This window comes from Psychrobacter sp. TB67, assembly GCF_000511065.1.
Lineage (GTDB): Bacteria > Pseudomonadota > Gammaproteobacteria > Pseudomonadales > Moraxellaceae > Psychrobacter > Psychrobacter okhotskensis.
In genome coordinates, this window is sequence record NZ_AYYA01000083.1 from 76,637 (window position 1) to 86,457 (window position 9,821).

General features: G+C 38.5%; 7 protein-coding genes. 5 read left to right on the top strand and 2 right to left on the bottom strand.

What is annotated here, in order from left to right:
• Positions 1–426: 426 nt before the first annotated feature.
• Positions 427–1,008: a hypothetical protein gene (locus W293_RS0115175; protein WP_025653239.1), complete on the bottom strand. Its 582-nt coding sequence runs from the start codon at positions 1,006–1,008 to the stop codon at positions 427–429.
• Between the two features lie 371 nt (positions 1,009–1,379).
• Here W293_RS0115175 and W293_RS0115180 point away from each other — a divergent pair, with 371 nt between their 5' ends.
• The 5 genes from W293_RS0115180 to W293_RS0115200 all read left to right on the top strand — a co-directional run bounded on the left by W293_RS0115180 (position 1,380) and on the right by W293_RS0115200 (position 8,603).
• Complete coding sequence (locus W293_RS0115180) at positions 1,380–4,463, top strand: type I restriction endonuclease subunit R (RefSeq protein WP_025653240.1); 3,084 nt, start codon at positions 1,380–1,382, stop codon at positions 4,461–4,463.
• Positions 4,457–6,094, top strand: coding sequence for a class I SAM-dependent DNA methyltransferase (locus W293_RS0115185; RefSeq protein ID WP_025653241.1), 1,638 nt, complete (start codon positions 4,457–4,459; stop codon positions 6,092–6,094). The genes W293_RS0115180 and W293_RS0115185 overlap by 7 nt, the downstream gene beginning before the upstream one ends.
• Positions 6,087–7,253: a restriction endonuclease subunit S gene (locus tag W293_RS0115190; protein WP_025653242.1), complete on the top strand. Its 1,167-nt coding sequence runs from the start codon at positions 6,087–6,089 to the stop codon at positions 7,251–7,253. The genes W293_RS0115185 and W293_RS0115190 overlap by 8 nt, the downstream gene beginning before the upstream one ends.
• Positions 7,254–7,295: 42 nt before the next feature.
• Entirely contained in the window at positions 7,296–7,727 is a 432-nt protein-coding gene (locus tag W293_RS0115195; protein WP_025653243.1) for a hypothetical protein, read from the top strand.
• 135 nt (positions 7,728–7,862) lie between these two features.
• Positions 7,863–8,603 carry an ATP-binding protein gene (locus W293_RS0115200; RefSeq protein ID WP_025653244.1) on the top strand — a complete coding sequence of 247 codons (741 nt, stop codon included), beginning with the start codon at positions 7,863–7,865 and terminating at the stop codon, positions 8,601–8,603.
• Here W293_RS0115200 and W293_RS0115205 read toward each other — a convergent pair.
• Positions 8,591–9,756 (bottom strand): IS3 family transposase gene (locus W293_RS0115205; RefSeq protein WP_156915601.1). Its coding sequence is split into 2 segments (ribosomal slippage): positions 8,591–9,498 and positions 9,498–9,756, totalling 1,167 coding nucleotides; the frame shifts between segments, so codons are not numbered across the junction. The two genes, W293_RS0115200 and W293_RS0115205, sit on opposite strands and share 13 nt — an antisense overlap.
• Positions 9,757–9,821 lie beyond the last annotated feature (65 nt).

Here is a 9,821-nt window from a genome sequence, read left to right on the forward strand (position 1 = left end):
TTAGGAGATGTTTTAAAGAAATTTGGATAGAGTGTAAAACTAGAGGCTTTGATAAAGCAGAATAAGATTGGCGGTGAAGGAGGAAGCCGCACTTTTATTATAAGTCATTGATTTTAAAGTATTTTTATTTATAAAGGAAAGGCGTAGACCAACTAATAGACCAACACCTTTCAAGTATCGGATGCAAAGCGAATAACGGAATTTATCCTTTGATAAATTGTAACTAAATATTTCTAGAATACTATTTAATCTCAAATATATACTATCACTAAAAAAGCGTTTGGGTTATTGGAATTATTTTATATCTCACTGCTTATACTTCTTAATACCACTTGCTACTATTTCGAACAAATCAAATAATCCCTTGGCTATGATATCAAGAAATTTGACTACTCATACTTCGTATAGCTCTGTTAGCTTGACGACTTACTTATAACTTAACACCTTTGCAGATATAACATCCATATCCTGCGTATCTTTGTTCCAACGCTCGGTGATTTCACAAGCTTTCATTTCAGCAAAACTATAATTACCCTCTTGACCACAATCCCCTCCAGCGCCAATGTACTGAATATCAAAAAAACCTTTACCATTTGATACGACTCTGGGGTAAATTTCTTCGTCAGAATTAAAGCTATATGAACTGTATATAAGGGTAGCGTCATTATTGCGCATTCCCTGATAAATATTAAAAGAAGGAAAATTACCCCATATGGATGCACCATATTCGCATGCTAGTTTTCCCGTGTGTACGATATAGTCATCAAGTCCGTCACCAGTGACGTCAGAACGCGTAATGAACCCTTGCTGAACACTTAATGGAAGGTCAACTGCATCTCCATATTGAGCGCTTTCACACATCTCTTTTAATTCATCAAATTCAGCTTGTAACTCAGATGGATAGTTATTTAGATAATCTATAGGTATACGCTCATCACTGGCATGGGAGTAGGTGCTTGAAATTAACAATGTAATCGCAATAGCTGGAAGTGCTTGGAAAACTTTCATTTATTAACCTTAAGTATTGTTCAATATTAGTTTTAAGTAAGGAACAAGTATTAGTAAAATTGTTTCTTAATACTACCTTGTTTGTTATCGAAGGTAAACATTGAAGTAAGAAAGCAGACTTGCCAATAAAAATAACAGTCTTTTGCAAAGACTGTTTAAAATAATAGAAAATTCCTGAGCTTTAGATTAGAAAAATTTGATCTGACCACTCGTTAATATATTAATAATCGCACAATGCGATTTCATGCTTTGTGTTGCTATACTGATGCCTAAAACTCTAAAAACTAACGACACCGATTGACGTATAGTGATTCTTATCTATAGATTTGCTACTACAACCATTTTATTATTGATTAAGTGAGCTATCCATCATGAGCTTCAATGAAGATTCCCGCGTAAAAATTCCAACAATTCTTCATTTGATGAAGCTAGGTTATCAATACTTATCGCTTAAAGATGCCAAATGGGATATCGATACCAACATTTTCCCTGAACTTTTTCATGATGCCATGATGCGAATAAATGGGGGTATTAAAGACGATGAGGTCAAACGCCTATTCGAAGATGTGAAGTTGCTCTTAGACAATGAAGATTTAGGGAAGGCCTTTTTTGACAAGCTATCTGAGCGTTCAGGTACGAAGTTGATTGATTTTGAAAACTTTAATAATAATAGCTTTCATGTGGTGACGGAGCTGACTTGCAAAAACGGTGATGAAGAATTTCGTCCTGATATCACCTTGCTCATTAACGGTATGCCATTAGTGTTTATAGAGGTCAAAAAGCCACATAATCGAGAAGGTATTATTGCTGAGAGAAATCGTATCAATACACGATTTGAGAACCCTAAGTTCAAACGGTTCGTTAATATCACGCAGTTTATGATCTTTTCAAACAATATGGAATATGTGGATGGCGATCCTGAGCCATTACGTGGAGCCTTTTACGCCAGTTCTTCTTACCAAAAACCGATATTCAACTATTTCCGTGAAGAAGAAACGTTTAACTATACGGCATTACTAAAACCAATTACTGAAGCTGATGAGCTTAGAGTATTAAAGGATAATAACTTAGAAGTTATTCGAAATAGTTCGGAGTTTCAAACCAATAAGCAGCCAGAACGTCCTACCAATAGCATCTGTACCTCTTTACTCAGTCGTGAGCGGTTAGCATTTATTTTGCGTTATGCGCTGGTTTACGTGAATGAGACTAAAGGACTAGAAAAGCACATCATGCGTTATCCGCAGATATTTGCGACTAAGGCGATTGGGAACAAACTCGATGAAGGCATTAGAAAAGGCATTATTTGGCATACACAAGGCAGTGGTAAAACGGCTTTGGCTTTTTATAACGTACGCTTCCTAACAGACTATTTCCAAAAGCAACAAATAACACCTAAGTTTTATTTCATCGTTGATCGATTAGACTTACTACAACAGGCACAGCGCGAGTTTACAGCACGTGGTTTAAGAGTTCGAACCGTTGACTCCAGAGATGATTTTGCTCGTGATATCAAGGCAACCAAAGCCATTCACAATGATGCAGGTGTACCTGAGATCACAGTGGTCAATATACACAAATTTAAAGATGATCCTGACGTTGTTTCGACTAAAGATTATAACGTCGATATCCAGCGAATATATTTTTTAGATGAAGTGCATCGTAGCTATAACCCTAAAGGTAGTTTTTTAGCGAATCTAAAAGAATCAGATCCTAATGCCATTAAGATCGGTTTGACAGGTACGCCGCTATTGGGGGAGGACTACAACTCAAGAGCCTTGTTCGGCGATTATATCCATAAGTACTATTACAACGCCTCTATTGCTGATGGTTATACTCTGCGACTGATAAGAGAGGAGATATCTACCGAGTATAAACTGATCCTACAAGAAGCACTTGCTAAAGCTAAGGTGCTGGTAGGCGATGTTAAGCGAGAGGATATATATGCTCATTCCTGCTTTGTTGAGCCAATGCTTGAATATATTGTGTCAGATTTTGAAAAAAGTCGTGGGGCGCTAAATGATGCGAGCATCGGCGGCATGGTTATTTGTGATAGCGCACCGCAAGCCAAGCATATGTTTGAGCTGTTTAATAAACTCTATGCTCAAGACGAAGCGGCTACTAACAATCAAGCGTCGGATTCAAATGTTAAAACCTTAGCAGAGATTCGTCATGAAGAAATAAAGGTCAAATCTGCTCAATTGATTTTGCATGATGTTGGTACTAAAGAAGAACGTAAGGACTGGGTAGAGGACTTTAAGGCTGGAAACATAGACCTTTTATTTGTGTATAACATGCTACTGACTGGTTTTGACGCCAAGCGTTTAAAGAAGCTATACCTTGGGCGTATGGTTCGTGCACACAATCTTTTGCAAGCGCTCACTCGTGTGAATCGTACCTATAAAGACTTTAGGTATGGCTATGTAGTTGACTTTGCGGATATTAGTGCAGAGTTTGATGCGACTAACAAAGCCTATTTCGAAGAGCTGCAATCAGAGTTTGGTGATGAGATGGAAAGCTACTCACACCTGTTTAAATCGCACGAAGAGATACAGCAGGAAATCGAGCATGTTAAGGATGTGCTGTTTCTTTACGAGACGGATAACATGGAAGTATTCAGCGATCAAATTAGCCAGATTCAAGATAGAGAAACAGTACTGAGCCTTAAAAAAGTGCTTGCTGATGCTAGAAGTCTATATAATCTGGTTCGGCTCCAAGGCGACTATAAATTCTTAGAGGAACTTGATTTCAATAAGTTAAACGTTCTTTACCGTGAGACCAGTCATCATCTTGATTTACTAAACACCAAGCAAAATCTAGAGCAGGGTATAGGCACGAGTAATTTACTTAACCAAGCCTTAGAAGATGTGATATTTAAGTTTACTAAAATAGGCGAAGAAGAGCTGGTACTAGCTGATGAACTTAAAAGTACCCTACGTAAAACCCGTGAAGCGATGGCAAGCAATTTTGATCAGAAAGATCCTGAATTTGTCAGCCTAAAAGAAGAGCTTGAGCGTATCTTCAAAAAAAGAAAGCTTAGCGAAGTCTCACAAGAGCAGATGAATGCAAATATTGAAGAGCTCACTAAAATTCATAAACGCATAAAAGAGCTCAACCGTACGAATGAGCAAATGCGGCAGAAATACAAAGGTGATGCTAAATATGCTCGAATACATAAGCGGTTAACTGAGTCTCAGCAGACGGATATAAATAGCTCCGAACGCACCATACATGAAGCACTAATGGCTGTAAAAAACGACGCGGATGAGAAGGTACTTAATAGTAGTCAGATCGTCGATAACGAAAGCTACTTTGAGGGGCAGATGATGCCCATCGTTATTAAACGTTTTATGAAAGACCACAAAATCAAATTAAAACCTGACAGCTCACGCTACATCAATAAGCTGGTTGTCTCAGAATACATCAATGAATATAACGTTGGAGCAAGACCATGGTAGAGCTTGAATTTAAAGCGAAAACCCAAGAATTAATCGATAGTTTAAAAAGTATTTGTGCCAATTATGGTCTAGGTAATGACGGTAACGAGTTTAAAATCATTACCCAGATATTCTTGTACAAGTTTCTAAATGATAAATTTGCTTATGAAGCTAAAAAAATAGATGAAGATATCGCCAAGGCGGATAACTGGGAAAAGTCGCTTAGTGATATGAGTGATGAAGACTATGAGATGCTACAGCTACAGATGAGCGCAGATACTGCTCGTTTGGAGCCTCAGCACTTTATCAGCTATCTGTTCAGCCAAAGTAACGCGCCTGACTTTGCTAAGCTATTTGATGACACGCTGATTGATATCGCGATTAAGAACAACGATATTTTTGCGGTAAAAACAGATGGTGGTGCAAAGGTTGTTCTGTTTGATCGTCTCAGCCAATACATCGCTGATGAGTCTAAGCGTGATGATTTTTGCCGTGCGGTTATCAATAAGCTGATCGAGTTTAGTTTTGAGCGTATCTTTGACCAAAAATTCGATTTTTATGCCGGTATTTTTGAGTACTTAATTAAAGACTATAACAGTAACTCGGGAGGTAAATATGCTGAGTATTTCACACCACATGCAGTTGCTCGCATTATGGCTGAGATACTGGTGCCACAAGCGGAGCGTGGTACGGTAAGGGATGTCACCTGTTACGACCCTTCAGCAGGTTCAGGTACGTTATTGATGAACGTTGCTCATGCCATCGGTGAAGACCGCTGTACCATTTATACGCAGGATATCTCACAAAAGTCATCGAACCTATTACGCTTAAACTTGATTTTAAATAACTTAGTGCATTCTATTCCTAACGTAATTCAAGGTAATACTATTTTTCATCCATACCATAAGGATGATGAAGAGCTTAAAAAGTTTGACTACATTGTCTCTAACCCACCATTCAAACTGGACTTTAGCGATTATCGAGATGCGCTAGATAGCAAAGAGAATAAAGAACGCTTCTTTGCAGGTATTCCAACTATACCCAAAAAGAAAAAAGAGAGCATGGCAATTTATCAGCTCTTTTTACAGCATATTATTACCTCGCTAAAAAAGGGTGGCAAGGCATCGGTAGTCGTACCTACTGGCTTTATCACGGCTCAGTCTGGCATTAATAAAAAGATTCGCCAGAAGCTAGTAGATAAAAAAATGCTCGCTGGTGTGGTCTCAATGCCATCAGATATTTTTGCCACTACAGGGACAAGCGTATCGATACTGTTTATCGATGATAGCAATGATGGTGATGTCGTATTGGTTGACGCGTCTAATCTAGGTAAAAAAGTTAAAGAGGGTAAAACTCAAAAGACGGTACTGTCTGCTAGCGAAGAACAGCAAATTATCAGCACCTTCAATAATAAAGAGCAAGTCGATAATTTGTCAGTAGCTGTTAGCTATACAGATATTAAAAATAAAAGCTATAGTTTAAGTGCTGGGCAATACTTTGAGGTAAAAATTGAGTATGTTGATATTACCGCTGAGCAGTTTGCCGAAAAGATGCAGGGTTTTACTAATAATTTGGATAACTTGTTTAAGCAGTCTCATGAGTTAGAAGTGGAAATAAAAGAGCAGCTGGCGGAGTTATTAATTGATGAATAAAACTTTAGAAGATGCTTGCCATATTAGAACTGGTAAATTGAATGCAAATGCGGCAGTTGAAGGTGGTATTTATCCATTTTTCACATGTGCAGAGTATCCAGATGAAATAGACCATTATGCTTTTGATGATAACGTTGTATTAGTAGCAGGAAATAATGCTAGTGGTAATTTCCATGTTAATAGATATGAAGGTAAGTTTAATGCTTATCAGAGAACCTATATATTGACTGCTAAAGCTGGCTATAATATTGATTTCATTTATTATGCTTTGAAGCTTGAGCTAAAGCGCTTGCGAGAAAAAGCACAAGGCTCTCAAACTAAGTTTCTGACTATGCCTATTCTAACTAGTATATCTCTTAGAAATATCACATATGATGAGCAGTGCGATATTGCAAATAAGTTAATAGTGATAGATAAAAAAATTAAAACAAACAACCAAGTTAATGCTGAGCTAGAAGCCATAGCAAAGACGCTCTATGACTACTGGTTTGTGCAGTTCGATTTTTCTAATGCAGAGGGCAAGCCTTACAAATCATCTGGCGGTAAGATGGCTTATAGCGAGATGTTAAACAGGGAAATTCCTGAAGAGTGGAATGTCAAACCTTTGCGTGATATTACAAGTGTCAGTAATGATTCTATCGACCCAGCTAAAAATAGTGAGATGATATTTAAGCTATATAGTATTCCAGTATTTGATGTCACGAGCAGCTACAGTATCGAAAAAGGTATTTCAATAGGGAGTAATAAATTTACTGTCAAAGAACTTGATTTGCTAGTTTCTAAGCTTAACCCTTGGTTTAATAGAGTCGTATACGCTTTAGACTTACAGGATCAAATTTGCTCTACTGAATTTGTTGTTTGGAGATGCCCTAACTTAGCTATAAAGAATTTCATGTATTTAATTGCGACGTCAGATCAGTTTATTGCCCATTGCACTCAGTCAGCTACGGGTACATCGAACAGTCATAAAAGAGTTAATCCTAATGTGATGATGAGCTTTGTCCAGCCTTTTGACCAAAAGATAGCTGAGAAATTTGGAGAGACTATTGATCCAATGATTAAGACCATCATGGTGAATCGTCAGGAAAACTTACAACTTGAGAAGCTTCGAGACTGGCTATTACCTATGCTAATGAATGGTCAGGTGACTGTTAGTTAATGAATGCTAATCTCTTTTAAAGTAACAATTAGGTAGAGGGTTATGGAACTTGTAGCAAATGTTTGGCCAATCGTAGATCAAACAACTGGTATCGTTCAGCGTTTTTTATTTAGGGCATATGCTTTAGAGTCTAATGATCAGGAAATAAGTACGGTTCTTAATATACTCGCTCGTTCTGACTACCGAACCGCACAGGTAGAAAAGATTCCTGATAATTATAAGCTTAGCTCTGAGCATGGGACGATGTCTGGGGCTGTGGAAGTAGGTATGTTTAATCAATATATGCACAGTATTTTAGAGGACACGTTAATAGCTGCTGAAAAGTCATTTGCTAATATGAATAACTATGGAATAGGCGTAGATGGCCCACTAATTCCTGAAGCCTTAACATTTCCAGCAGAGCCGTACCTTGTGACAACTTACCTAATAGAGCTACCTAGTGGTGAGCTGATACCGCATTTGAAAGCAGATTAGCTGAGCTTAAAGACTGGCTACTGCCTATGCCGATGAATGGGAAAGGGGCGGTAGAGTCAGCAGCATAATAATCGTAAGATTTAAAGTATTTGCATATCAGAACTGAATTTAAATAATACTTATCAAGGGGTTGCCATGAGCTTACAAACTAATTTAGCAGGACGTATTCGCAATACGGATTTACCTAAAAGCCATGCCTTGATGCCTGTTTTCGAAGCTGTAGTTAATTCTATTCATGCTATTGAGGAAACCAAAAACTTAGTAGATGGTAAGATCACTTTAGACATTATTCGATCTCAGGAAGTTTTATCTGAACTAGACAGTGATCTGTCCTCTCCTATCGAAGGCTTTATCATAACTGATAACGGTTGTGGCTTTACAGAGAAAAACTTTGTCTCTTTTGATACGCTTGACTCTGATTATAAGCTAGATAAAGGATGTCGTGGTTTAGGCCGTTTAATTTGGTTGAAGGTCTTTGATATAGCTACCGTAAACAGCGTTTTTAAAAATGATGAAGGTCATTTTCAAAAAAGGCAGTTTACCTTTACTGCCAACAGAGGAATAGATAACCGCGAACTACTAAGTGCAGATACCAAACAGCAGATAACAACTATTATTCTCAAGGGCGTAAATAAAAAGTATTTGAGCAATATACCAAAAAAAATAGAATCTATTGCCGATAGCTTGCTAGAGCATATTTTGTGGTATTTCGTTAGAGAAGGCGGAGCGCCTGAAGTCTTTGTGAAAGATAATATCGAAGAAATTCATCTAAATTCTTTATATGATAAATATATGAAGGACACCACCACTACTGAGACTGACCCCTGCCGTCAAATCCGTACAGTTAAACTTGGGAGATTTAATTACGCAGCTTGACGATAATAATCAAACCACACCTGTCTTGGCGATTTATAGCCCAAGCTCTTTTGAGTTCTCGTTTGGTTGTAATATAGTTCAATATATCCAATGATATCGGTAATGGCGGCAAATCTAGTTTTATAGTCTTGGTGATACACCAGCTCGTTCTTTAATATGCCCCAGAAGCTTTCTATGGGTGCGTTGTCAAAGCAGTTGCCTTTAGCACTCATTGAGCCTGTAAACTGATGCTGCTTGATGATTTTGTGATAAGCGTGGCTACAGTACTGACTGCCTCTGTCAGAATGCACAATCAGCCCTTTGCCTGGTCGTCTGTTCTTGATTGCCATATTTAGTGCACGACAGACTAAATCAGCAGTCATGCGTTTATTAATGGCGTAGCCAACCAGCTCTTTGGTGTATAGATCTTTGACCCCTGCTAAGTACAGCCAGCCCTCATTTGTCCAGATATAAGTAATGTCACTGACCCAAGACTCATTAGGACGCTTGGCATCAAACTGCTGATCGAGCACGTTTGGATAAACCAGCTTGTTGTGATTAGAGTCGGTGGTCACTTTAAAGCGCTTATGACGTCGGCATTTGATGCCGTGCTCTTCTTTGATGCGTCTCACCATGTATAGGCTAATGTCATGGCCTCGCTCACTTAGATGCGCATGCAGACGCTCATATCCATAGCGCTCCTTTGTTTCACTGTGCGCGGCTTTAACCAGCAGCTCAGACTGGTTGCGATGTATCTGTTGATCGCTGATATCACGACTCAGCCAGTCGTAGTAGCTAGAATGCTTAACCTTTAGTACACGGCACATAGCTGTGATACTAAATATCTGCTGGTTATCCTTAATAAAGGCGTACTTTACTAACTGTTTTTCGCGAAGTACGCCGTGGCCTTTTTTAATATCTCTCGCTCCTCCTCGGCAACTTTAAGTTGTCGCTTGAGCTGCTTTATTTCTTGAAGCGCTGTCATAAGATCAGGATCATATTGTTCTGTGCCGATAAGCTTGCCTTGATTGGCTTTGTTATGCCAATTTGATAGCGTTTGCATGGCAATGCCAAGCTGCTTTGCGGTAGCCGAGATATTGCCATTATTGTCTGATATCTTCTTGACAGCTTCTGCTTTAAATTCGTCACTGTAGGTTCTTACTTTCTTGGTCATGATAAACTCCGATTAATACGCTTAGTTTACCAAGTTTATCTCTACGGTTTCTTCAGCATAGCTCA

Coding starts and splice junctions, on each gene's coding strand:
- W293_RS0115175 (WP_025653239.1), bottom strand. CDS start 1,008: ATGAAAGTTTTCCAAGCACTTCCAGCTATTGCGATTACATTGTTAATT.
- W293_RS0115185 (WP_025653241.1), top strand. CDS start 4,457: ATGGTAGAGCTTGAATTTAAAGCGAAAACCCAAGAATTAATCGATAGT.
- W293_RS0115195 (WP_025653243.1), top strand. CDS start 7,296: ATGGAACTTGTAGCAAATGTTTGGCCAATCGTAGATCAAACAACTGGT.
- W293_RS0115190 (WP_025653242.1), top strand. CDS start 6,087: ATGAATAAAACTTTAGAAGATGCTTGCCATATTAGAACTGGTAAATTG.
- W293_RS0115180 (WP_025653240.1), top strand. CDS start 1,380: ATGAGCTTCAATGAAGATTCCCGCGTAAAAATTCCAACAATTCTTCAT.
- W293_RS0115200 (WP_025653244.1), top strand. CDS start 7,863: ATGAGCTTACAAACTAATTTAGCAGGACGTATTCGCAATACGGATTTA.